Source organism: Vibrio sp. 10N.286.52.C3 (genome assembly GCF_041468865.1).
Taxonomy (GTDB): Bacteria; Pseudomonadota; Gammaproteobacteria; order Enterobacterales; family Vibrionaceae; genus Vibrio; species Vibrio crassostreae_C.
This window is the reverse complement of sequence record NZ_JBFRJM010000067.1, coordinates 3,148-27,393: the sequence shown is the minus strand read 5'-3', so window position 1 is coordinate 27,393 and position 24,246 is coordinate 3,148. Positions and strand designations below refer to the sequence as shown.

The 24,246-nt window shown below is 44.4% G+C and carries 21 protein-coding genes and 1 pseudogene; 12 read left to right on the top strand and 10 right to left on the bottom strand.

The genetic code is table 11. From position 1 onward, the window contains the following. The first annotated feature begins 1 nt into the window (after window position 1). The gene (locus AB4138_RS20600) at window positions 2–445 is read left to right on the top strand and encodes a F0F1 ATP synthase subunit epsilon (RefSeq protein WP_017060844.1); all 444 of its coding nucleotides are present in this window, start codon (window positions 2–4) and stop codon (window positions 443–445) included. Between the two features lie 184 nt (window positions 446–629). Here the strand turns inward: AB4138_RS20600 and AB4138_RS20595 are convergent, their stop codons facing one another. The 5 genes from AB4138_RS20595 to AB4138_RS20575 form a co-directional block, all read right to left on the bottom strand. Continuing rightward, window positions 630–1,166, bottom strand: a complete 537-nt coding sequence (locus tag AB4138_RS20595) for an RNA-binding S4 domain-containing protein (RefSeq protein ID WP_017064730.1) — start codon at window positions 1,164–1,166, stop codon at window positions 630–632. A gap of 117 nt (window positions 1,167–1,283) precedes the next feature. Beyond that, window positions 1,284–2,906, bottom strand: a complete 1,623-nt coding sequence (yejF, locus tag AB4138_RS20590) for a microcin C ABC transporter ATP-binding protein YejF (RefSeq protein WP_017060846.1) — start codon at window positions 2,904–2,906, stop codon at window positions 1,284–1,286. A gap of 9 nt (window positions 2,907–2,915) precedes the next feature. Then, window positions 2,916–3,938, bottom strand: a complete 1,023-nt coding sequence (locus tag AB4138_RS20585; protein WP_017060847.1) for an ABC transporter permease — start codon at window positions 3,936–3,938, stop codon at window positions 2,916–2,918. Between the two features lie 31 nt (window positions 3,939–3,969). After that, window positions 3,970–5,058 carry a microcin C ABC transporter permease YejB gene (locus AB4138_RS20580; RefSeq protein WP_004730359.1) on the bottom strand — a complete coding sequence of 363 codons (1,089 nt, stop codon included), beginning with the start codon at window positions 5,056–5,058 and terminating at the stop codon, window positions 3,970–3,972. 12 nt (window positions 5,059–5,070) lie between these two features. Beyond that, window positions 5,071–6,966 (bottom strand): extracellular solute-binding protein, encoded by a 1,896-nt coding sequence (locus AB4138_RS20575; RefSeq protein ID WP_372307508.1) that lies wholly within the window; start codon window positions 6,964–6,966, stop codon window positions 5,071–5,073. A 411-nt stretch (window positions 6,967–7,377) separates the two neighbouring features. Here AB4138_RS20575 and AB4138_RS20570 point away from each other — a divergent pair, with 411 nt between their 5' ends. Then, window positions 7,378–8,421, top strand: coding sequence for an endonuclease/exonuclease/phosphatase family protein (locus AB4138_RS20570; protein WP_372307506.1), 1,044 nt, complete (start codon window positions 7,378–7,380; stop codon window positions 8,419–8,421). Window positions 8,422–8,536: 115 nt separating this feature from the next. Here the strand turns inward: AB4138_RS20570 and AB4138_RS20565 are convergent, their stop codons facing one another. Beyond that, window positions 8,537–9,049, bottom strand: coding sequence for an outer membrane beta-barrel protein (locus AB4138_RS20565; protein WP_372307503.1), 513 nt, complete (start codon window positions 9,047–9,049; stop codon window positions 8,537–8,539). A gap of 85 nt (window positions 9,050–9,134) precedes the next feature. On the opposite strand from AB4138_RS20565, the gene AB4138_RS20560 reads away from it, so the two are divergent. The 8 genes from AB4138_RS20560 (at window position 9,135) to AB4138_RS20525 (ending at window position 18,656) form a co-directional block, all read left to right on the top strand. After that, entirely contained in the window at window positions 9,135–9,449 is a 315-nt protein-coding gene (locus tag AB4138_RS20560) for a winged helix-turn-helix domain-containing protein (RefSeq protein WP_017060852.1), read from the top strand. A 200-nt stretch (window positions 9,450–9,649) separates the two neighbouring features. Continuing rightward, entirely contained in the window at window positions 9,650–10,069 is a 420-nt protein-coding gene (gene rbsD / locus AB4138_RS20555; protein ID WP_017060853.1) for a D-ribose pyranase, read from the top strand. Window positions 10,070–10,168: 99 nt separating this feature from the next. Continuing rightward, on the top strand, window positions 10,169–11,674 hold the full coding sequence (rbsA, locus tag AB4138_RS20550) for a ribose ABC transporter ATP-binding protein RbsA (protein ID WP_372307500.1): 1,506 nt from the start codon (window positions 10,169–10,171) through the stop codon (window positions 11,672–11,674). Next, window positions 11,671–12,657, top strand: coding sequence for a ribose ABC transporter permease (gene rbsC, locus AB4138_RS20545; RefSeq protein WP_017068492.1), 987 nt, complete (start codon window positions 11,671–11,673; stop codon window positions 12,655–12,657). The genes rbsA and rbsC overlap by 4 nt, the downstream gene beginning before the upstream one ends. A gap of 149 nt (window positions 12,658–12,806) precedes the next feature. Then, the gene (gene rbsB / locus AB4138_RS20540) at window positions 12,807–13,685 is read left to right on the top strand and encodes a ribose ABC transporter substrate-binding protein RbsB (RefSeq protein WP_017058470.1); all 879 of its coding nucleotides are present in this window, start codon (window positions 12,807–12,809) and stop codon (window positions 13,683–13,685) included. Window positions 13,686–13,874: 189 nt separating this feature from the next. Next, window positions 13,875–14,819 (top strand): ribokinase, encoded by a 945-nt coding sequence (gene rbsK, locus AB4138_RS20535; RefSeq protein WP_372307497.1) that lies wholly within the window; start codon window positions 13,875–13,877, stop codon window positions 14,817–14,819. 153 nt (window positions 14,820–14,972) lie between these two features. Then, window positions 14,973–15,974 carry a substrate-binding domain-containing protein gene (locus tag AB4138_RS20530; protein WP_372307494.1) on the top strand — a complete coding sequence of 334 codons (1,002 nt, stop codon included), beginning with the start codon at window positions 14,973–14,975 and terminating at the stop codon, window positions 15,972–15,974. 222 nt (window positions 15,975–16,196) lie between these two features. Then, the gene (locus tag AB4138_RS20525) at window positions 16,197–18,656 is read left to right on the top strand and encodes a CHASE3 domain-containing protein (protein WP_372307491.1); all 2,460 of its coding nucleotides are present in this window, start codon (window positions 16,197–16,199) and stop codon (window positions 18,654–18,656) included. 118 nt (window positions 18,657–18,774) lie between these two features. Here AB4138_RS20525 and AB4138_RS20520 read toward each other — a convergent pair. From AB4138_RS20520 to AB4138_RS20505, 4 genes and pseudogenes are all read right to left on the bottom strand, one after another. Next, a pseudogene (locus AB4138_RS20520) lies at window positions 18,775–19,542 on the bottom strand (carbon-nitrogen hydrolase family protein); the annotation flags it as partial. Between the two features lie 131 nt (window positions 19,543–19,673). Further along, on the bottom strand, window positions 19,674–20,084 hold the full coding sequence (locus tag AB4138_RS20515; protein ID WP_372307488.1) for a lysozyme inhibitor LprI family protein: 411 nt from the start codon (window positions 20,082–20,084) through the stop codon (window positions 19,674–19,676). A gap of 58 nt (window positions 20,085–20,142) precedes the next feature. Further along, a complete protein-coding gene (locus tag AB4138_RS20510) occupies window positions 20,143–20,652 on the bottom strand; it encodes an NUDIX hydrolase (RefSeq protein ID WP_372110681.1) in 510 nt (169 codons plus the stop codon). Next, a complete protein-coding gene (locus AB4138_RS20505; protein ID WP_372307485.1) occupies window positions 20,649–21,524 on the bottom strand; it encodes a hypothetical protein in 876 nt (291 codons plus the stop codon). Before AB4138_RS20505 ends, AB4138_RS20510 begins: the two co-directional genes overlap by 4 nt. A 341-nt stretch (window positions 21,525–21,865) precedes the next feature. Here AB4138_RS20505 and AB4138_RS20500 point away from each other — a divergent pair, with 341 nt between their 5' ends. Then, on the top strand, window positions 21,866–23,443 hold the full coding sequence (locus AB4138_RS20500; RefSeq protein ID WP_372307482.1) for an EAL domain-containing protein: 1,578 nt from the start codon (window positions 21,866–21,868) through the stop codon (window positions 23,441–23,443). A gap of 383 nt (window positions 23,444–23,826) precedes the next feature. Beyond that, complete coding sequence (locus AB4138_RS20495) at window positions 23,827–24,180, top strand: membrane protein (RefSeq protein WP_017068500.1); 354 nt, start codon at window positions 23,827–23,829, stop codon at window positions 24,178–24,180. Window positions 24,181–24,246 lie beyond the last annotated feature (66 nt).

Sequence of the window (24,246 nt, the reverse complement as noted above, 5' to 3'; positions counted from 1 at the left end):
CATGGCTATCGGAATTACAGATAATACATTTCAACTTAATATTGTAAGTGCGGAAGGTACGCTGTTTTCAGGTCCAGCGTATGCCCTAGCCGTTTCTGGCGCTGACGGTGAACTGGGGATCCGCCCCGGTCACTCCCCGCTTCTCAGTAAGATCAAACCGGGCGTAACCGTGTTTGTTACAGACCCTAAATCAGAAGGCCAAGTGCTGTATGTCTCTGGTGGGATGCTGGAAGTTCAGCCGGATGTGGTTACGTTATTAGCCGACACGGCCTTGCATGGTAAAGACATTGACCGCGCTCGCGCAGAAGAAGCGAAATATGCCGCTCTAGAGAACATCAACAAGGGCAACATAGACATTAACTTTGCACAAGCTCAGCTAGAACTAGCGAAAGCCGTTGCTCAGTTACGTGCATCAGAGCTAACTTCTTCTCACACAAGACACTGAGAATAAGCGTTATTGGCCGTTAGCTGTGCTAGCAAACAAATACAAAAAAGGCTCACTAACTAGTGAGCCTTTTGATATCTGCGTAACGTAAAACCTAGGTCTAACGTTGCTTGATGTTCAAACGAATAGTTTTAAAAGATTCGTTTTAGAAAAGCAGTTTAGAGCAGTCGTTTAGAACTGTAGTTTAAAAGAACTCAATCGAATTACGGCCGCTTTTGTCATCACGTGTTGGCTTTGGCGTATCCGCTTTCTTTTTCGGTTTCTTCTCTTTTTTCTCTTTCTTTGGTTCAGCCTTTGCGCTTAGCATTTCTGCTTTGCTTTTCTTAGATTCCTTCTTCTTAGAATCCTTTTTAGACTGACCTTTCTTCGCCTTGTTCTCTTTTTTAGGCGTTTCTTTCTTTTTCGGCTTTTCTGATTCTTCTTGTACTGGCTGATCACACACCACTACATAGTATTCTTGGTTGAATTCAAAGAAGTCGCCATCGTACATTTTACGACGCTTACGGGTTTCTAGCTCACCATTTACCGCTACGTAGCCTTCAGAGATGATGTGCTTAGCTTCACCGCCACCACTCACTAGGTTAGCAATTTTAAACACTTTGTAGAGCTCGATTGGCTGTGATGAAACATCAATACCAATTGCTTCAATTTCAATCTCTTCGCCTTCTTCGCCCAGCTCTTGGCCTTCGTAATCAGCGTCTTCGTAATGTTCTTGGTCCATGGTGACCTCTACCTAAATATGTACTTCTGAAATATTGGGCGCAGTGTAATCTTAAAACAACGAAATGACCATGTTGAATTCAACCAGAGCCCATTTGTTTTAAACAAACCCTCTGCGTTATAAAACACCACCAACATTCGAAAGACTCACCAACTGCTTAGTATATTCATGCTGCGGATTACCAAACAAAGTCTCAGTGTCGCCCTTCTCTATTACCTCGCCAGCTTTCATGACGATGGTGTAATGACACAAGGATTTCACGACATTCAGATCATGACTGATAAACAAATAGGTCAGGCCATACTTTTCTTGAAGTGACTTCAGCAAATCCAATACTTGAGCTTGAACGGTTCTGTCCAATGACGATGTTGGTTCATCGAGCAGGATAAACTCTGGCTTTAAAATCAAAGCACGAGCAATCGCAATACGCTGCCTTTGACCGCCAGAAAACTCATTTGGGTAACGGTGACGCGTTTCAGGATCGAGGTCAACCTCTTTCATTACGTCACAGATGCGTTGGTCGAGTTCGTGCTCATCCAATTGTTGATGCACTAACAAACCTTCGCCAATCACCTGAGCGACCGACATTCTCGGGTTTAGCGCAGAAAACGGGTCTTGAAAGACTACTTGCATACGGCTTCTAAACGGAAGCATCTGTTTTCGATCTAAACCTTGAAGCTGTTCACTCGAGTAGGTGATTGACCCTTCACTATCTACCAGCTTAAGTATCGCCATACCGGTCGTCGATTTACCAGAACCACTTTCGCCAACCAAACCGATTGAGTGCCCTTTCTTCAAAGTGAACTCCATGTCGGTCACAGCTTTAACATGAGAAATGGTGCGCTTGAATAAACCGCCCGTGATCGGGAACCAAACACGAAGTTGATTTACATCGAGTAGCGGTTTGCTTTCGGGTGACACAGGAACGGGCAAACCTTTCGGATCAGAGTTAATAAGTTTTTGAGTGTAAGGGTGAGCAGGCGCGTTAAACAGGGTATGACAGTCGTTACTTTCAACCAAGCGACCATCTTTCATTACCGCTACTCTGTCGGCAATCTTACGAACGATACTTAAGTCATGAGTGATAAAAAGCATCGCCATACCGAGCTCTTGTTGCAGGTCTTTTAGAAGGTCGAGGATCTGCGCTTGTACCGATACATCCAATGCGGTTGTCGGTTCATCAGCGATAAGCAGCTCAGGTTCGTTGATCAATGCCATTGCGATCATCACGCGTTGGCGTTCTCCACCAGATAGCTCGTGCGGATAGGCTGATATCTTTTGTTCTGGGTAACGAATCCCCACCTTGGATAGCCACTCTATCGCTAAGGCTTGCGCTTTGTTGGTTCTCATACCTCGGTGAATCGCGAGGGTTTCAACAAGCTGTTTTCCGACTCTATGAAGCGGATTCAGCGACACCATGGGCTCTTGAAAGATCATGCCGATGCGACCACCACGAATCCCACGTAGCTGTCTTTCAGAACAACTCAGAATATCGGTGCCAGAGAAATTGATCTTACCGTTTAAGTAATGAGACGAGCCTTTTGGTAACAGCTTTAAAATCGAGTTAGCCGTGACCGATTTTCCGGAACCACTCTCACCCACCAGCGCTAATGTCTCACCTTTGTATATTTCTAAAGAGACATCTTGTGTCACTTGCTCTATCGAGTTTTTTCGCCCGAAACCGACAGACAGTTTATCTATGGTCAAAACCGGAGAAGCAGGCGTTGTATTTGAAGTCATAACCTATCCTTACTTCTGTTGATGCGGGTCGAAAGCATCACGCACCGCTTCACCAACGAAGACCAGTAACGTAAGCATCAGTGAAAGCACGACGAAGGCAGAAATGCCAAGCCAAGGCGCTTGTAAGTTAGCTTTACCTTGCGCCAACAACTCGCCTAACGAAGGCGAACCCGCAGGAAGACCAAAGCCCAAGAAGTCTAACGAAGTCAGTGTGGTCACCGAGCCTGAAAGAATAAACGGCATCATGGTTAACGATGCAACCATCGCGTTAGGTAACATGTGACGAAGCATAATACGTTTGTCATCAACACCCATGGCTTGCGCGGCTCGCACATAATCGAAGTTTCGGCAGCGTAAAAATTCCGCTCGCACGATGCCGACTAAACTCATCCAACTAAACAGCACCATAATCCCGAGCAACCACCAGAAATTCGGCTCAATAAAACTCGACAAAATAATCAGCAAGAACAGGGTCGGCATACCAGACCAGACTTCAATGAAGCGTTGTCCGAATAGATCAACCCAGCCACCGTAGTAGCCTTGTGTTGCGCCAACCACGACACCAATCACGCTCGATACAATGGTCAGAATAAAACCAAATAGAACGGAAATACGGAAGCCATAAATGATACGAGCTAATACATCTCGCCCCTTATCATCAGTCCCTAACCAGTTCACCGAATCGGGCTCCGATGGCACCGCACCTGAAATATCGAAGTTTATTGTGTCGTAGCTAAACGGAATGATTGGCCACACGATGTAACCGTTGTCTTCAATGAGCTCGATAACATACGGGTCTTTGTAGTCGGCCTCGGTTTCAAACTCACCACCAAACTCCGTCTCGGCATATTCATTGATAACAGGCACAAACCACTGATTATCATAAGAAACCAAGAGTGGTTTATCATTGGCAATGATCTCAGCGAACAGGCTCAAGCCAAACAAGATGGTAAATATCCAAAGGGAGATAAAACCACGCTTGTTTGCTTTAAAACGTAACCAACGAGCTTCAGCTAAAGGGTTGTTAAACATTTATTATCAATACCTTGTTATTCGTTCGCCATTAACGCGCTTCAAAATCAATTCGAGGATCAACCCAGGTATACGTCAGGTCGGAGATAATGCTCAGCACCAAGCCAAGCAAGGTCATGATATAGAGAGAGCTGAACACCACGGGATAGTCACGTTGAATGGTTGATTCAAAGCCAAGCAGACCAATTCCTTCGAGTGAAAACATCACTTCAATCAACATAGAACCCGTGAAGAAAATACTAATAAATGCGCTTGGGAAACCCGCAATAATGATCAGCATGGCGTTACGGAAAACGTGCTTATAAAGAATACTGCTCTCGTCCAAGCCTTTCGCTCTCGCAGTCACTACATATTGCTTATTGATTTCATCAAGGAAGGAGTTTTTGGTCAGCATGCTGAGCGTGGCGAATCCACCGATAACCATGGCGAAAATGGGCAACGCCAAGTGCCAGAAGTAGTCGCCAATTTGCTGATACCAGTTGAGCTGGTCGAAGTTACTCGACACAAGCCCTCGCAATGGGAACCAACTGAAGTAGTTACCGCTTGCAAACAAGATAATCAGAATAATCGCAAACAAGAAGCCCGGCACCGCGTAGCCGACAATCACCACCGCGCTCGACCAAATATCAAAGCGAGAGCCGTGATGTATCGCCTTCATAATGCCTAAGGGTATCGAAATCACATAGATGATTAACGTACTCCACAACCCTAAGGAAATGGAGACAGGTAAACGCTCGATGATTAAATCAATCACGTTACCACCCTTAAACAGGCTTTCACCAAAGTTAAAGGTCGCGTAGTTTTTCAACATATCGAAGTAGCGAACGTGAATCGGTTTATCAAACCCAAACTGCTTTTTGATCTCTTCAACCACTTCAGGATCAAGCCCGCGTGAGCCTTTATAGCCACTGGCAGACGCTTGATCACTTTCACTTAAATCAACTTCTTGTCCACCACCAGAAAAACGCTCCATAATGCCAGAGTTATGCCCTTCTAATTGAGCAACAGCTTGCTCTACCGGGCCTCCAGGCGCTATCTGGATGATGAAAAAGTTGATGGTGATGATCGCCCACAGCGTGGGGATCACCAACAATAAACGTCGAAATATATACGCGGCCATGCTAACTAACTCCTAGCGACGTTTTTCAGGAAGCAAAGCCGCCTTCTCTTCTGAAATCCACCATGTATCGATACCTAAATCGTATTTAGGCAATACATCTGGACGCTCAAACTTGTCCCACATTGCTACGCGATACTCGCCAACGTGCCATTGCGGGATGTTGTAGAAATTCCACTGCAATACTCGGTCTAGTGAGCGACCTAGTGTAAGAAGCTTTTCAGGGTGCTGTTGGTTACGCGCAATTTTTTCTGTTAACGCGTCAACCACTGGATCGATAACACCTGCAGTATTGTAAGTAGAATCAATGTAGTTAGAGTTCCAAACGATCATTAAGTTCGGGCTAGGATAAGGGTTTGCGGAAAATGACGACGAAACCATGTCGAAATCACGATCACGCAAGCGCTTGATGTATTGAGTGGTATCGATGGTACGGATCTTCATCTCAATACCCATGCGCTTAAGGTTCTTTTGAACCGGCGTTGCAATACGTTCCGTGGTTGGGCTGTAAATCAACAACTCAAATGACATCGGCTTGCCAGTCTTTTCGTTGGTCATGACTTTGTCTTTCAGCACCCAACCCGCTTCTTTCAACAATTTGAAAGCGGTACGCATTTGGCTACGAATACGACCGCTACCATCGGTGACGGGTGGTTGGAATTCTTCGGTGAAAACTCGCGGTGGAATCTGATCTTTGTATTGAGACAACAACTCGACTTCAGCTTCGCTTGGTAAGCCTTTCGCTTCGTAGTCGGTATTTTGGAAGTAGCTACGAGTACGCTTGTACTGACCATAGAACATGTTCTTGTTCATCCACTCAAAGTCCATCGCATAGGTTAACGCTTCACGCACTTTAGGATCCGAGAACACAGGTGATTGAATGTTGAAGACGAAACCTTGAGTCGTTTCAGGCTTCTCGTGGTTGATCTCTTCTTTAATGATGTAGCCTTTATCGAAGTTCGCGCCCGTATAAGAGTTAGCCCAGAACTTAGCCGAATTCTCGGTTCGAAGATCGAACTCCCCTGCTTTGAACGCTTCCAACATTACCGTGTCGTCACGGTAGTAATCGTATTGCACCTGCTTGAAGTTATTGCGGCCAACGTTAACTGGTAGGTCTGCTGCCCAGTAGTTTTCATCTAGACCATAGGTAACACTTTGGCCTGATTTGTAGCTGATGATCTTATAAGGACCACTACCGACTGGTGGCTCACTTAGAGGCTCAGACAGCTTTCTGTCTTTCCAGAAATGTTTCGGCAATACACGAGTGCTTTGCGCGAAGCTAAACAGTTTTTCGCGGTTTGGACTGTTCATTTCAATACGAACAACCAAATCAGAGACCGCTTTTACTGACTTAATCTCTTTGTAATACACACGATACTGAGGCACGCCCTCGGTTGAGAACTTGTCAAAAGTAAAGGCAACATCATGCGCAGTGATAGGCTCGCCATCTTGGAATTTAGCATTTGGGTTGATGTCGATTTCCATCCAAGTGAAATCACTGGAGTAGCGAACCTTTGAAGCGATCAATGGATAGTACGCATCAATCTCGTCACTCGGAGAAAACATCAAGGTATCGTAAATCTCTCCGGTATAACTTGCAGCAACGCCGCGGGAACCGAATCGATTAAAGCTATCGTACGTACCTATGCTGCCATAGGTCACTTTGCCCTGCTTTGGCGCATCAGGATTAACGTAATCGAAGTGAGTGAAATCGGCTGGATATTTTGCTTCACCAAAACCAACCAGTTGTGTGGTTTCAATAACGGTGACAGCAGGAGTTGATTGGGTTTCAGAAGCGTAAGTAACGGAGGGTTGTAAAGCAATAAGCGGCAACATGATTGCACATGACTTCAAATTAAACCTGAAAAACTGAGTGCGTTGCGAGGCTTTGCGTCGAAAAACTGTTCCCATTTGACTCTCCCTTCAAATGTCATGAATTCTATATTCAAGTTGATTTATCGGCTTTGAATGCATGCCGTTAAATCAAGTATAGGTTCAAATCTAACATCATGTAATAACTAATAAAACCATCAGCACTCTATCTCTGACGGTTTATTTACAAATTACTCGTCACCACTCGAAGTTATTGGATGCAGTGAGCTTTGATTGCTTTGGTTCCTTTGATTGAGTTGATTAGCTTGGTGGCGTTGGAAAGCACGGGGGAAGGCAGAAGCACTAAGATTGCTCTAGCCTGAAGACACAAGCCTCAACGGCTAAGATTCCTTTGGTTGGCTTCTAAAGTGAAATTTAGGCTCTAAATAATCAACAAACTATACTTTTACTGGAGTATCCTTGCAGCCTAGGTCTAAATGGAATGACACTTTGAACAAACCAAACCAAATAACATTCGCAACGTTCAACCTTCTGAACTATCTCGAGCCACCGAATGCTTATTATGATTTTGAGAACATCTACAGCTTCGAAGAATGGCAGAAGAAGCAACATTGGATGGCTGAAGCGATTCGCTCATTAGATTGCGATGTGATTGGCTTCCAAGAGATATTTAGCCCGCAATCTTTAGAGCTATTGATGAACGAGCTAGGTTATCCATACTTTGCAGTGGTCGATAGCGCCAACGTTGAAGATGATTACCTATACACCTCACCAGTCGTTGGGATCGCTTCCCGTTACCCGATTGAAAACGTGCAGCCTGTTACGCCAGATTCGACGTTACTGACAGCATTCAACCTTGACGACAAATTCTCATTCAACAGAACGCCTGTTCACGCGACGATTACGTTACCCCATTTAGGTTCAACCGACTGTTATGTGGTGCACTTCAAATCACAACGTCCGACAGAGCCAAAAGCAGAATCTGTCGATGCGGACAACACTCAGCAAGGTGCAAAACCACAAAGTGACACGCTCACTCGTTTTCACCAAGAACAGCTTGGCTCTTGGCTATCAAGTGTCCAACGCGGTCTAGAAGCTCAGATGCTGCATCAATACATCACCAACCAACGCTACCAAACCGAGCAACCTGTTGTGTTGATGGGTGACTTTAATAAGCCACTGTTTAATGATGAGTTTAAAGGGCTGTTGAATTACTCAATCAACCGAGACGAAAACAGCAAGCATTGGCTATCCCACTTTCGCTTGAAAGACAGCTGGGATCTTTACCATCAACTGCATCAAGAAGACTTGCTTGAACAGCGAAAGCCAACCCATTACTACGGCGCTTCTGGATCTGTACTGGACTACATTTTGATGTCGAACGAGTTTGATTGTCAGAACTCTTCAAGCTTAATGGAGATCTCTAGCTACACAGTGTTAGACCATCACCTCACCAATCCAAGCTTTGAACACGACCAATTCAGTACCGACCATGCCATCGTGTCTGTCACCGCTCATATTCGTGAAGCCTAGAGTTAAACATAAAAAAGCCGCAGTCAAAAACTGCGGCCTTCCACTTTAGTTAAACGGGTTGAGCCAACCGACGCCCCATTTAGAAACCGATTTACCGTTTAGCAAAGTGTGAAACTTAGAATGTGTACATTGCGCCTAAGTAGAAAGAGTCCAGAACAACAGTATCTTCTGTCTTGTGTCCGTTTTCGTAATCTTCGATATCAAAAGCATCGGCTTCGTATGCTAAGCGAAAGCTCAACGAAGACATTGTAGGTGGCGTGTATTCAACACCAACACCCATACGGATGCCATCTCCCGAATCATCAAAACCATCTCCTGACGGGCGAGAGCCATCAGCAAGCTTCATGTCTAGATCAATAGTCGACAGACCGATAGTGCCAAATGGACGAATGCCATTATCAAACGTGTAACCGAGGTTCGCCGTTACCGAAAAGATTTGAGGTGTCCAAGTGAAAACCTTATTACCAGATTTCGTTTTCAGGGCTATATCACCAAAATCTGTGTATTGAGCTTCAACCGATACAATACGGTTAAATTTGTAACCAGCAATTAATCGGTAAGTATTGTCTTCGGCTTTAAAAGTAATAGGCTCACTGATCGTGTCAGTTAACCCGCCCACTTTGACCATTAGCACACTTAAATAATTACCCGCTCCAACAGCAGGCCAATTTGCTCAATCTCCACAATTTAGAATAAGACGAACAGAAAATACGATGAACCACACAATAGACTTCAACGGCTTAATCATTGATATCGACGCTCGAACGATTACCAACCAGCAAGGAAACAAAATCACTTTGCGCCCTCGCCTATTAGCAGTGCTCTGCTTGTTATTGGAAAATGTGGGAAGACCGATTTCAAGAGAGCATATTGTTGATGTGTGTTGGGACGGACAACTCTCGTCACCACATGTTCTTGCAAACGTAGTCTATAACCTACGCAATGTGTTCGCGCGATTAAGAGCATCCAACGTCCAGATCATTACCATTAGTAAGTTCGGATATGCGCTATCGATTGAACCCACGTAAAAGGATTTATGCAATCAATGGCGGTGACTAAGATCACCAAAAAACGCCCCATCGAAACGTTTCGATGATCATTATCACACTCTAAAACAATCAAACGTGCAAATGATAAATCAGACACTATTATCACTATCGAAACGTTTCGATGGCTTTTCTTGAGTTGTTCTCAACCCATCAAGCGTTATTTTTCGATAGGTCGTGATATGAAAAAAAGTACTCTAATAAACTCTGAACTCTCTTACCTAGTGGCGACTCTTGGCCACACAGATGAAATCACGATTTGTGACGCGGGCTTACCAATTCCAGACCACGTAACTCGTATTGATCTTGCTTTAACTCACGGTGTCCCAAGCTTTCAGCAAACGGTAAAAACCATGCTGGATGAATCTCAAATCGAAGGTGTTGTGATTGCAGAAGAGTTTGCGAAAGTAAGCCCAGAGCACCACGCTGCGCTGATTGATTTAATCAAGACAGAAGAAGCGCGTTGTGGCAAATCGCTTTCTATTACTTACATCACTCATGAAGAATTCAAACAGCGTACGCATGAAAGCCGCGCGGTAATTCGCACCGGTGAGTGCACACCATACGCAAATGTTATTTTCCAAGCTGGCGTAACCTTTTAGCTCAAGCAAAACGCAACGACAGCTCAGTGACATCACTGAACCAAAACAATACATAGACAGAACAATCAAATACAACTGGCCCCGAGTAAAGGAACCGACATGACTCAAGCCATTTTAGAACTTAGCTCAATTGAGAAAGCCTTCCCTGGTGTGAAAGCACTGGATAAGGCAAGCCTCAACGTTTATCCAGGACGCGTAATGGCGTTAATGGGTGAAAACGGTGCGGGTAAATCAACGCTTATGAAAGTGCTGACAGGCATCTACCACTTGGACGGCGGCACTATTGCCTACCAAGGAAAACCTGCTGCATTTAAAGGGCCACGTGATTCTCAACAAGCAGGCATTAGCATCATTCACCAAGAGCTGAATCTAATCCCTGAATTGACCATCGCCGAGAACATATTCTTAGGTCGTGAAATCACGGGCACCATGGGTCGTATCTTGTGGAACGAGATGTACCAAGAAGCAGACAAGCTACTTAAACGCCTTAACGTGAAACACAGCTCGAAAACGCCTCTAGGTCAGTTGAGCCTTGGTGAGCAGCAAATGGTAGAGATTGCGAAAGCCCTATCGTTTGAATCTAAAGTCATCATCATGGATGAACCAACCGATGCGCTAACCGATACCGAAACTGAATCTCTGTTTAAGGTGATTAACGAATTGCGCGATGAAGGCTGTGGCATTGTTTACATCTCTCACCGTTTGAAAGAGATCTTCGAGATTTGTGATGACATCACCGTGCTGCGTGACGGTAAGTTCATTGGTCAGTGTGAAGTAAAAGACACCGACGAAGATGGCCTAATCGAAATGATGGTTGGTCGTAAGTTAGACGAACAATATCCACGTATCGGCCAGAGCCATGGTGAAACTTGTCTTGAAGTGATTGGCCTGACGGGTTCTGGTGTTCACGATGTGAGCTTTACGCTAAAACGCGGTGAAATCCTGGGTGTATCTGGCCTAATGGGTGCTGGCCGAACTGAACTGATGAAAGTGATTTACGGTGCCCTTCCAAGTGAACGCGGCGTCATCAACCTAGAAAATAAAACCATCAACCCTGTAAGCCCGAAAGACGGCTTGGCCAATGGCATTGCTTACATCTCTGAAGACCGTAAAGGCGATGGCTTAGTTCTAGGGCTTTCTGTTAAAGAAAACATGTCGTTATGTTCACTTGACCTACTAACAAAGAGCGGTCAAATCCAACATAAAGACGAAGTGATTGCAGTAGATGACTTCATCAAGCTATTCAACATCAAAACCCCGACGCGCGAACAGATTATTGGCAACCTTTCTGGTGGTAACCAACAGAAAGTGGCTATCGCTAAGGGCTTGATGACCAGCCCAAAAGTACTGATTCTCGACGAGCCAACGCGCGGTGTCGATGTCGGTGCTAAGAAAGAGATTTACCAACTCATTAATAAATTTAAAGCCGACGGCATGAGCATCATTTTAGTCTCATCTGAAATGCCAGAAGTGTTAGGAATGAGTGACCGCATCATGGTGATGCATGAAGGCCGTGTAAGCGGTGAATTTGATGCTAAAGAAGCAAACCAAGAATTATTACTGGCGTGTGCGGTCGGTAAAAAGATCAACGAGGACGCAGCATGAGTACTAAAACCATGAGCAAAACAACTGAAGCTCCAAAGAAAAAACCGTTAATCAGCAAAGAGTGGCTGATTGATCAAAAGTCATTGATTGCTTTGCTCTTCCTGATTGTTGTCGTTTCTTTCTTAAACCCGAACTTCTTTACTGTCGACAACATCCTGAACATTCTGCGCCAAACCTCGGTTAACGCAATTATCGCTGTAGGTATGACGCTGGTTATCTTAACCGCGGGTATCGACTTGAGTGTTGGCTCTGTACTGGCACTTTGTGGTGCATTCGCAGCCAGCATGATTGGCATGGAAATCCCAGTGATGATCGCCGTGCCAACCGCTCTAGTAGCTGGTGCAGCATTAGGTGCTATCAGTGGTGTGATTATCGCCAAGGGTAAGGTTCAAGCCTTCATCGCAACGCTTGTAACCATGACTCTATTGCGCGGCGTGACCATGGTTTACACCGACGGTCGTCCTATCTCGACTGGCTTTACAGACACAGCAGACGCATTCGCTTGGTTCGGTACAGGCTATGCAATGGGCATCCCAGTTCCAGTATGGATCATGGTCGTGGTATTCGCAGCGGTATGGTACCTACTTAACCACACACGCTTTGGTCGCTACGTTTACGCATTGGGTGGCAATGAATCAGCAACTCGCCTATCAGGCATCGACGTAGACAAAGTAAAAATCGGCGTTTACGCAATCTGTGGTCTACTAGCAGCGGTTGCAGGCATCATCGTGGCATCTCGTTTGTCCTCAGCTCAACCAACCGCAGGTATGGGTTATGAATTAGACGCCATTGCAGCCGTAGTTCTTGGCGGAACAAGCTTAGCCGGCGGTCGTGGTCGTATCATGGGCACATTGATTGGTGCATTGATTATCGGCTTCCTAAACAACGCCCTAAACCTATTAGACGTATCTTCTTACTACCAGATGATTGCAAAAGCAGTGGTTATTCTTCTGGCGGTATTGGTCGACAACAAAAACAAATAAAACCTATTCACACTCTAGGTTAATACAAGTAACACTCTAGTTTAATAAAAGTAACAGTTTGTTTTACCTTAAAATATTAGAATCTATAAATAATGTAACTACGAGTTAGGACTCACCTCCTAGCTCACCCTACACAAAGGACTTACACCATGAAAAAATTAGCGACTCTTATTTCTGCTGCTCTTCTTTCTACAACGGTATCTGTGTCTGCACAGGCGCAAGATACAATGGCAATCGTTCTGTCTACATTGAACAACCCATTCTTCGTAACCATGAAAGATGGCGCAGAAGCGAAAGCGGAAGAGCTAGGCTACAAGCTTATCGTTCTTGATTCTCAAAACGACCCAAGCAAAGAGCTTTCGAACATTGAAGATCTAACCATTCGTGGTGTTAAAGCAATCCTGATTAACCCAACGGATTCAGATGCAGTATCTAACGCGATTCGTATTGCTAACCGCTCAGACATTCCAGTACTAACGCTAGACCGTGGTGCAAGCCGTGGTGACGTAGTGAGCCACATCGCTTCTGATAACGTAATCGGCGGTGAAATGGCAGGCCACTTCATCATGGAAAAAGTGGGCGAAAAAGCGAAAGTAATCCAACTTGAAGGTATCGCTGGTACTTCTGCTGCTCGTGAACGTGGTGAAGGCTTCATGAACGCAGTAAACGGCAGCGACCTTGAGCTTCTTGCAAGCCAACCTGCTGATTTCGACCGAACTAAAGGTCTGAACGTAATGGAAAACTTGCTTGCGGCTAACCCAGACGTACAAGCAGTATTCGCTCAGAACGATGAAATGGCTCTAGGTGCACTTCGCGCAGTTCAAGCTTCAGGTAAAGAAGTGATGATCGTTGGCTTTGATGGCACTGAAGATGGCATCGCAGCAGTTAACCGCGGCCTACTTGGCGCAACGGTTGCACAACAGCCTGACCTAATCGGTTCTCTAGGTATCGAAATGGCAGACAAAGTACTGAAAGGCGAAACAGTAGACGAGTACGTACCAGTACCTCTAAAAATCATCGCTAAGTAATAGTTACTAGGTAACGCGATATAAAGCAGGGGTCCCCTATCCCCTGCTTTGATTGGCTCGCTGACTCAAACAAAAGCAAACCCCGACAGTGCATCGCTGTTTCTCATTCCGCTCACAAAAGAGAGCGCACTTAACACCATGAGAAAGACCCATGCATTTTCAAATACGATATATCATAAGGCTCGTATCATGATTCAACTGATTGTTTTAGGTAGCGTTAACGCTGACCACGTACTGCAAGTTCCTTCGTTCCCTCGTCCGGGTGAAACCTTGATTGGCGGTAACTATCAGGTCATCCCTGGCGGTAAAGGCGCAAACCAAGCAGTCGCTGCTGCGCGATTAAACGCAGATATCGGCTTCATCGCCTGTGTCGGTGACGACCCATTCGGCATCAACATTCGTCAAGACTTTGCTAAAGACGGCATCAACATCGACGGTGTGATCGTTGCAGACAACACGCCTACTGGCATCGCGATGATCCAAGTATCAGCAACAGGCGAAAACAGCATTTGTCTTTCTGCGGAAGCCAACAACAAGCTGACTTGCGACCAAATCGAACCACATCTAGAGAAGATTCGCGGCGCTAAATACTTGCTGACTCAGCTTGAAACGCCAATTGAAGGCATTGAATACGCTGCGAAAGTAGCAAAAGAGAGTGGCACGCAAGTCATTCTAAACCCGGCTCCTGCTCGTCCATTATCGGATTCACTGCTTGCTTGTGTTGACGTGATTACACCGAACGAAACTGAAGCAGAAGTGCTGACAGGCATTACCGTGACGGACAACGCGTCTGCTCATCAGGCTGCGTTGGCTCTGCATGCTAAAGGCATCGAAACGGTAATGATCACGCTAGGCGCGAAAGGCGTTTGGGTGAGTCATCGTGGTCAAGGTAATGAAGCTAGCGAAGGTGAATTAATCGCAGGCTTCCGCGTTGAAGCTACGGACACAACCGCTGCTGGTGATACTTTCAATGGCGCATTAGTCACAGGCTTGCTTGAAGACATGCCATTAGAACGCGCGATTAAGTTTGCTCACGCTGCCGCTGCCATTTCAGTGACTCGCTTTGGCGCTCAAACGTCGATTCCAAGCCGTGCTGAAACCGATGCGTTTTTGGCAGAACAACTGTCGGCTTAGCTTGATACCTATTTGAAGGGTTAACTCCTGAGCTAAACCGTAGTTAACGGATGTAAGCCTTCAAATTCGGCAACAACAAATATCAAGCATAAGCCCCTGTTTTCAGGCAGAATATCGCCCAACGTGGAAAAGTGATTCCCACAAGGATTTTATATGGCAACAATGAAAGACATCGCTCGGGTTGCAAAGGTTTCAACGTCTACCGTGAGCCACGTGATCAACAAGTCACGTTTTGTCAGTGAAGAGATTGCTGAGCGTGTTAACAGTGCGGCTAAAGAACTCAACTATGCGCCGTCTGCATTAGCTCGCAGCTTGAAAATGAAGCAAACCAAAACCTTGGGAATGCTAGTGACCACATCCACCAACCCATTCTTTGGCGAAGTGGTAAAAGGTGTGGAACGTCGTTGCTACGAAAAAGGCTACAACCTTATCTTGTGTAACACCGAAGGCGATAGCGAACGCATGAAATCCTCTATCGATACCTTGCTGCAAAAGCGAGTCGATGGCCTGATGCTAATGTGTTCTACCCTTGAAGGCGAACATATCGATGTATTCGAGCGCTACCCAGAACTGCCTGTTGTAGTCATGGATTGGGGCCCTATGTTGTTTGCGAGCGATAAGATCCAAGACAACTCGCACCAAGGTGGCTACATGGCAACTAAGCACTTGATAGATAACGGTCATTCTCAAATTGGTTGTATCACTGGCCCACTGCACCGTAATCAAGCTTCGTCTCGTTATCAAGGCTTCAAGCAAGCAATGGAAGAAGCCAATTTAGAGATCAACCCTAAGTGGATTGTTGAATCCAACTTTGAATGTGACGGTGGTTTTGACTCTTATCAGACATTGAAAACTCGTGGCGAAATGCCGTCTGCCTTGTTCGTCAGTAACGATATGATGGCGATGGGCGTGATTCACGCTGCGGCGCAAGATGGCACATCGATTCCGAATGATCTGTCTATCATTGGCTACGATGACATCCACCTGTCGAAGTACATGACACCCGCGTTAAGCACTGTCCACCAGCCAAAACATCGTTTAGGTAAAACCGCAGTGGATACGCTTTTGAGCAGATTACAAACTCCAGATGCTTATCCGCAAGTCGTTGAACTTGAACCTACTCTTGTTGAACGAAGCAGCGTAAAAGCGCTTTAATACTCGCCACACTCATCACACCGTTGAAAGCTAGCTTATTGAGCTAGCTTTTTTGTCTTTGAAACATAATAACGCCGCTTAATCGCCCCTAAAATGCCGTTAATATGCGAAACTTACACGCTAAAGTATGTATTTACGCACTCAGCAACTATTTGCGCACTTAGCGACTAATGATCATCTACACTATACAGTGAATAACAACGACATGGAGAGCGCTGTTTTATGATCGCGGGTTGGTTTGACAATATATCCCTACAGAAAAAGCTATTAGTCAGCTTTTTGATTCCTATCGCTTTGATGCTTATCGTGGCTTTTTCTGTCCATGAAAACACCCGAACGGTTGTAAAAGACAATAATTGGGTTGTACACACACATAAAGCCATCGCTCGGGCTCAAGAACTTCTCAGCTTAACAGTCGACATAGAAACGGCTGAACGTGGTTACTTGATCACGGGTGATCCTGTTTTTTTAGAACCCTACCATTTAGCTCTTGATGTATGGCCTCAAAAACTCCAAACCCTTGCGAATCAAGTGAGTGATAACCCACCTCAAGTAGAACGCCTATATAGAATCGATGATATTCATAAAACATGGCTGAAACAGTCTGGAGAGAAAGAGATCAATCAACGCAGCCTTGTCAATAAAGGCGAAGCTGAAATACAAAGTGTCATCGACCTCACTCAGCAGCAAACCGGAAAAAAATTGATTGACGAGATCCGCCAAGAGATTGCTCAATTCATTGAAATTGAACAACAACTTATTATTACCAGGGTCGAAAAATCGGAGAACTCAGCCAATCAAACCAGCTACATATTAATCCTCGGAACACTGTTTTCCGTGTTCATATCACTCCTTGTTGCTGCGTGGGCGTCAAAGCGTATTAATCGAAGATTACACACCCTACTTGAGGCCACTAACCAAGTTGCCGCTGGCCATTTGGATCAAGGTGCTGCAACTCTGGAATTGAGTTCGAATATAAACACCCAAGACGAAATCGCTCATCTCAAACAAAGCTTTCAAAAAATGACAGACAATTTGATCAGTAATGACAGTGAAATGAGAGCGAAAACTCAGGAGCTAATCGCCGAACGAACCAAAGCTGAAGCCGCAGTAAAAGCTAAGGGCGATTTTCTGTCTACCATGAGCCACGAGATCAGAACGCCAATGAACGGCGTTCTTGGAATATCTCAAATCATTGCAAGCCAGACCCAAGAACCCGAAACAAAAGAGAACATCAACATCATTCTCGATTCTGGTCACCACTTGATGACAATACTCAACGACGTTCTCGACTTCTCAAAAGTCGAAGAAAACAAGCTTGAGCTAGATGTGGCACCCTTTAATTTTGTTCAAGTCATGCAGCCTGTATGCAGCGCTCTAAAACCCTTAGCCGATGAAAAAGGCATTCGCCTGTTGATCGAAAATAACATACCGAAAAACATCCAACTCGTCGGAGACTGTGCAAGGCTACGTCAAATCATGTTCAACTTGGGCGGCAATGCGACCAAATTCACCAAAGAAGGTCATGTGTCCATTCAAGCTGACCTCAATCGCCCCAACAATCAACTGATTCTGACCGTGACAGACACCGGAGTTGGTATCCCGAAAGATAAGCACGAACAGGTATTCAATTCGTTCGAACAAGCAGACACTTCCACAACAAGGAAGTTTGGCGGAACAGGGCTTGGCCTCGCAATCGTCAAGAACCTAGTCAACCTCATGAACGGAGAAATCACATTAACCAGTGCAGTTGGGCTTGGTACAAAATTCCAAGTCTCCCTGCCTATCACATGGCAAGAAAGCAAAGCGAAAGACATCGCTACCCATACAGTCGATGCAGAAACTCTCAGTTATGACTCGTTAAGTATCCTGTTGGTGGAAGATAACCGTATTAATGCCATTGTTGCACAAGGCTTTTGTGAAAAGCTCGGCCATCATGTCGATCATACAGAGAACGGAAAACTAGCAATTGAACGCCTCAAAACCACTCAATATGACCTTATCTTGATGGACAATCATATGCCTGAAATGAACGGGGTCGAGACAACAAATTACATCCGCGAAAAGCTGAAACTCGATACCTTGATATTCGCTTATACGGCCGATGTATTCCGTGAGGCGCATGACAACTTTATTCAGGCGGGTGTCGACCATATTCTGACCAAGCCTCTGCAACAAGAGAGCTTTTTCGATGCCCTGCAACAATTTTCGAATCGATTACCTAAGCAAATAAAAACCGAAGGCTCGACTGACATCAAAAATATCGTCGAACTTCATCGCAAGCCAATTGAAACACTGAGATTAACAGAAGAAGAGATAAGTCAGTCAGAAGTGATACGCATACTTAAAGACGATACGGAAGGGTTCAGTTTACTTATCGACTCAACCATTATTGAGTTCGAACAGTCGGTTGACCGTGTCATCGAATACTATTTAGCGAAGGAGTTGGAGCCACTTTGTCGCACCCTGCACTCCATTAAAGGCATGTCACTAAACTTAGGCCTTAACATGCTTTCTAAGCAGGCATTGGAACTAGAAGTCGAAGCCAAAAATCAACAATTGCCGGATATTGAACGACTGCAAAAGCTGCTCAATCGCCTTATGGTCAATATCCATCAAGCTCAGCGGATGAAAAACGCCCATTCAGTCGAGCATCTGAATCAAATGAACGATCAAGCTTAAGAACGCTTCGCTCCCAAGCTAAAACGCAAGGCTTAATCACCTTGCGTTTTTCGATCTTATACCGCGCTAGTCTCTGTTCTAGCGATTTAACGGTTTAACGGTTTAACGGTTTAACGGTTTAACGGTTTAACAGAGTGGTGATTTGCTGCATCTCATCTTCAACATCAACGCCATTGTATTGCGGCGCAATCGAGAGATCTTGAATACTTACGATTTCTACCGATTGCTTGTCGTTAAGTTTAGTCACTAACTCCCCTTTGGGTGAGTAGGCTCGGCTTCCACCACAATAAGTCGCGGTAAACGCATTAACCACATCTTGCCCGACGCGATTACAAGTAACCATGTGACACCCTTCCTCCAAGGCTCTCGCTTGAGCAATGGCAAAACTATGATGCCCACCGAAGTTGGCAGGGTGAAGAATAACGTCGACCGACTGATACCCTCTCATGATCTCCGGGAACCAAATATCAAAGCAAATCGCGACACCAAACTTTAAGCCTTTGTGCTCAAACGAGAGGCGTTCCTCCCCTCTCGAGAAATACTGCTTATCGAATTTGGTTTGACTGATTTTTCTATATTTGTGTCGTAAACCGGAAGCATCCACAACCACGACGCTGTTGTAATATTGGCCGCTATCTTTCTCGGCAATGCCTGCAACAATCAAGGTGTCATGCTTCGCTGCAAGCTGCGTTAATGAATCAATAGTACTGCTGTCGGCGAAGTCTTCAGCCAATTCGTGAATTTCTTCAGCCTCGTTAAAAATATACCCAGTCGTGAACAGTTCAGGCAGTAAAGTAATATCACCGACTGACGGCTCCGCTTGCAAAAGATCAGAGACCGAATCTATATTCTTTTGTTTGTTTTTGTATTCAACTTCAAGCTGTAATGCTTCAAGCTAGAGACTAAGAACTAAGAACGAAAGAGTAAGGCAATCCCCTATCGCTTTCTTATTCGCCCGCCAAAGGTTGAAGCAGGTGCACAGTCCTGTACGTATTTTAAACCTGCCTACGGCGCTAATTAAGGCTCTGGTAAAACGGGAGGCGTGCTGTCCATATAGGTTAAGAAATTCGCCCACACCTCATGCGTGCGCTGCTTGGTTAACGTCGTCTTGCAAGAAAGCGCCATAACCCCTCGAATAGAACCATCACGCCATTGGGTGTAAACAGAGTCGCAATGTGCTGTCATGTACGCCTGCCAGCTCTCCTGAGCCTTCTTAATTGACGCCACCAGCTCAGCATCATAAGCATTGTGCTCAAAGCTGGCTGCAAGGTATTTATCCAGTTCCGCTTGTGCAGATTCCAACTCAATTGCCGCACAGTGATTGATCTCGATGGTATTCATCGCATTCTCGCAATCAACAACACCTTCGTAGGCCAACGCAGAGAATGAGAAGCACACCGCTATGAGTGCCGATATCAGTTTTGTCATAATGGTTTATACGAGATGTTCATAAGTAATAGGAAAAGATTAAGCCTCAATGACCATTTCAAGATTCAATAGATAGTGGATACTTGCTCCAAAGTAATGCAAAAGCACTCAATGTAAATCCATCCGTAATCTCACCACGAGAAATCAACCTTCGAATATCTGACTTGGCAACGTTCACAATCCCATTTACTTCGCTGTCACATTCTTTAACGCGCTGTTCTTCCCTAACTTGTGCTAAATAAATATCGACTTCAGAAGCTAAAATGGCAGAATTAGGTTTAACAGAGCCAAGTTTTTCTACCTGTGATGGCTCAACTAAATAACCAGCTTCTTCAAACAGCTCCCTCATAGAAGTTTCAAGGCTGGACTGTTGGTCTTTCCCATAACCTCTTGGGGCTTCAATTTGGTTTTCTTTGCCGTGAGCAATCCTAGGTATCAAGACAAAAATATAAGAGTCACTAGTTTCTACTAGCACCACAGCACCATTTTCAGAATCTGGCTCTATGACATAGTGGAATACACCGTCTTTGACTACGCTGAACCAAGGGTTTGAATACTGTTCAATCATTTTATTTCAAGTCCCATATATTTTTGCATTTTTGGATACATGCCAAACCAGTTCTGTCTTGTCATGGTCTTCTCTGCACTGTCTTTGAGCTTGTCTTCTATGTAGCCCATGGCTTCATCAGTTATAAGCTGCATCAACTCTACACTGCCCAATGTGGAAATTATTTCAAAAGCTTTGTAAGGATATTGGATCAACTCAATTTCATTTTTTAATGATTTGTATACAACACCTGCATCAAGTATTTTCTCGGGAACATTATTTAGTATTTTTATGTCGTCTAACAAAAAGCCTTCTCCCTTAGTCGCAAACAGTGAGTTGTATGCAGGGTTAATTACCTCACTCTTAAACCTCAAAGACTCTATTGAACTAATTTTACCGAAGTAAATGTCCGATTGACTGTACCAGTCTGATCTTGAATACACTTTGTCGGCCATGCTCTTAAATAGAATCCTATCACCGTCAGACTCAAAATAATGGTTCAATGCTGAGTCATCGTCGATACGACGAAATACCTCATGTTGTAAAGCATCTTGCTGTAAAGCGACTCTCTCTGAACGATAGATTATGCTGTCGAGTGCAAACTGAGTATCTCGCAAGCGCTTACGTAAAATACCTAACTGATGATTGCTTAAACTCCCTTTAAGAGGATTCCCTTCAAAGCTTGAGAAAATGAAATTGTCAGGTAAATTTTCAAAATATTCCTCCAATTCAAAGTTACTCTCTAAGTTAAACCCTCTAATAACTAGTTTGCCAGCTCCTTCTTCATTTAAGTATTTTACAAGGTTTGCCCGCATCAGGACTTCATCAAAACATGGGTTATCAATCAATGTGTTCGGGGACAGCACTACACCATCTCCAAACGTCATTCCCATTAAAAATCTCTTTCGTAACTCACAACGGTCTAACTGCCTCACTGAATCACAATTTGAGAGCAATAGTTTTTCTTTGAATAACAATTCGAAATCCTTTTCATCGACGCATATTGTAGTAAAGCAACAATAGCTAACCTGCTAAAACTTGCTCAAAATCATATCAACCCCACCAAGAAAAAACGAGATAACATCAAGATTTTGCTGGTAAAACTAGAAAACATATTATTTATATCAATAATTCGTGCCTGCATTCACAATATTAATTATTTATATTGCTACGTAATCGTTAACTTTATAAATTAAATCGAATGCTCACATAGATCGGTAACGCTTCTCCAACTATGGATATCAAGTACCAAAACATTGCCAAGACTTCATTTTACTTTGCCATCTCTTTCTTTTTTTCCATGGCAATGCTCATTCCTTTTACACCGCATCACTACCAAACATTAACCGAAGACACATCAAGGTTAGTCGAAACCAGGTTAGAAGGGATCCAATCAAGGTTCGACCGTTTTTTATCTGAAGTTAGACCTGAACAGTCTTGCGACGCGATCGTTAGACAGCTTCGACAAAACGTTTTTGAAGCCGATTGGGTAAAAGAAGCAGCGGTATTCAATAAAGAGAACCGATTTTACTGTTCAACCACCGATGGTGACGTTTCATTTCGCCTATACAGCACCATCAGGCAGCGGCTCAATGACGACCCGAATTTAACGACCCTGTCGTATTCCAACTCGGCCATCACGCAAGTTCAGTCCATCATGCTCATTTTCTCGAACAAAGAAGATGCCGGAGTGAGCCTGATGATACCGCCACACTTCATCTATGACCTTGTTGAAACAAACCTGAGCAGCCATGGAATACAGGCCAAAGTTGAAGTGATAAAAAGAGATATCCACCCTACCGATATTGACTCATCAATCGCCAAGGTGCGGATACATTCGAACACCTACCCATTGACCATCACCTCATACATTGGGTATCAGTTTTATCTTCACTTCATGTTGAGCTATTTATGGTTTGGCTTTTTGATGGCCGGAATTACCACCATAATTCTCCTTTCCATCAAGCATAAAAAGCAGAGCCAACGCAGCTTAGAATATTCGCTTTCAAGTGCGCTAAAAAACCAACACCTTCATGTTCACATGCAGCCTATCGTTAACCAAAACACCAATGAGATCGTCGGCTGTGAGTCACTATTACGATGGAACGACCCAATTGAAGGTAACGTCTCCCCGGCTATTTTCATTCCGCTTGCTGAAAGCTTAGGGTTGATTGAGGAGCTCACCTACTTCGTGCTGCGCAAAGTATTAATGACGTTGAAAAGCAATCAAGACGTGTTCGAATCAAAGTACATCAGCGTCAACATAAGCCGGAATGTGCTATCAAATAGCAACTTCGCAAGCAAGGTGAGTCATATATACAAGAAGAACCCAGGCATTCTCAAGCAGGTGGTATTTGAGGTCACAGAGGATGGTGAATGTTCTGATGCCGATATGATTAAGATTAAAGACAACCTAACCAAACTATCGAATATGGGCGTAAGAGTTGCGATTGATGATTTTGGTACAGGCTACGCAGGGTTAGATTTCGTAAGACAGTTCCCGTTCAGCATTCTCAAAATCGATCGCGTGTTTGTGAAAAACATATCCGACGAATCCAGCTTTGGTCTCCCTTTGCTAGAGTCCATGCTTCAACTATCACGCTCCTTAGGCATGCAAGTCATCGTCGAAGGTGTCGAGTATGAATCCCAAGTGAAAATCTTATCTAAGCTCGGTGTCGACTATATCCAAGGCTTCTATTTTTATAAGCCGATGCCGATAAACCTGACTGTCAGCTTACTCAGGCAGCAGCATTTTGAGTCCGATAACGTTGAGGAATCATCCTTTTCAACACCAAAATGTGAGCAGCTTTAAACAGGTTCGATGGGATAAGCGCTGAAGATACAGTTCAGAATAATGCTTAGTACAACGCGTCACTTTAGCTTACGGTACGTTTCCCCACTCTTACACCCAGGCAGGCTTTTACCATATTTGTGACTTAAATTATCGACGCGTGTTTTGGTTGGTTTTATGACTACTCGTAATCGCTAGCATGCTATCAGCGTGATTTTTGTTCCAATCAATCTTTTCGTTAATGTCTTTTTTATCAACAAAGACCCAGTGAGACATACACTCTACACAATACCAAACACATCACAACGCAGCATGTAACATATGCAACAAGCAACTAATTCGTGACCATCAACAAGATAATACCGTATCATGTGCGTGATTAAATTAACCTAGGAATCAATCACATGGAAAATACTGAAGTAATTAATACGGGGCTCTCAGAGAAGGACAAAAATGCAAAAACTCATGCCATCATCGCGTATGCGTTAATGCTATTAGGCTTCTTTACTGGTATTAGTTTTCTTGCAGGTGGTATTTGGGGCATCGTTAAAAAGTCCGATGCTCAAGGGACTGTCTTTGCGGATCACTACGACAACATCACCAAAACATTCTTTGTTTCGATTGTGCTTACTATCATTGGCGCTCTAACAGCCGTTTTTGTTATTGGCTATGTTGTTCTTCTTGTTGCCGCGATCTACACGCTTTGGAAGTTGATTGCTGGTTTAGCAAAAATTACTTCAGACAAGAGTTTTAATTAATATGAAAAGATGCGAAGCCGCAGCTTTAAAGCGACGGCTTCACATCTTCGTCTATTCGTCTATTCG